This window comes from Cellulomonas sp. ACRRI (assembly GCF_022346185.1).
Lineage (GTDB): Bacteria > Actinomycetota > Actinomycetes > Actinomycetales > Cellulomonadaceae > Cellulomonas.
On sequence record NZ_JAKRMS010000279.1, the window covers coordinates 1 to 620 of the forward strand.

The following is a 620-nucleotide window of genomic DNA, read 5'->3' on the forward strand; positions in this document are numbered from 1 at the left end:
GGTGTGGTGGGGAGCCGGCGCGGTGCGGGCGCGGCGGTGCAGGCGCGGCGGTGCAGGCGCGGCGCGGCGGCCGAGCGGCCGAGCCGCCGCCCGCTCCGCCCGGTGCCGGGCCGAGGTCCGCCGCAAGCCGGCCGTGCCTCCGCCGCCCGCCGCGGGCCGGAGGTGGGCACGGCGGGTCACGGGGCCCCCGAACCGGCAGTCGGGCGTCAGGTGTGCGGGTGCGCCGCGACGTAGGCGGCCACGACCGCGGCCGGCAGCCGCCCGCGGTCCGCGACGCGGAAGCCGCGCTCGCGGGCCCACGCCCGCATCGCGACCGGGTCGTCGGACACCCGGCAGTGCCGGCACGTCGCCGCCGGGTGGCCGGCAGGATCGGCCGCGGCCGCCTCCTGGCCGTCCCGACCGCCCGGGACCGGCTGTGCCGCCGCGGGCGCGCTCGGAGCCGGTTCCGCGCGTCCGGTCCCGTGCGCGCAGTCCGCGTCCGGTGGCCCGTCGTCGTCCGACGCGCAGACGAGCATCCCGCCCGAGCGCAGCCACTGCGTCAGCGTCTCGATGGCGGCCTGCACGGCGACCGGGTGCCCGAACCGGCCGCCGTGCTGGCCGCCATCGAGACGCTGACGCAG

1 protein-coding gene is annotated in these 620 nt (G+C 81.9%); it reads right to left on the reverse strand.

Annotated elements, in window-relative coordinates; genetic code table 11:
• Positions 1-206: 206 nt before the first annotated feature.
• On the reverse strand, positions 207-620 hold a 414-nt coding region (locus MHY85_RS21165; protein ID WP_255733826.1), incomplete at its 5' end, for a histone-like nucleoid-structuring protein Lsr2.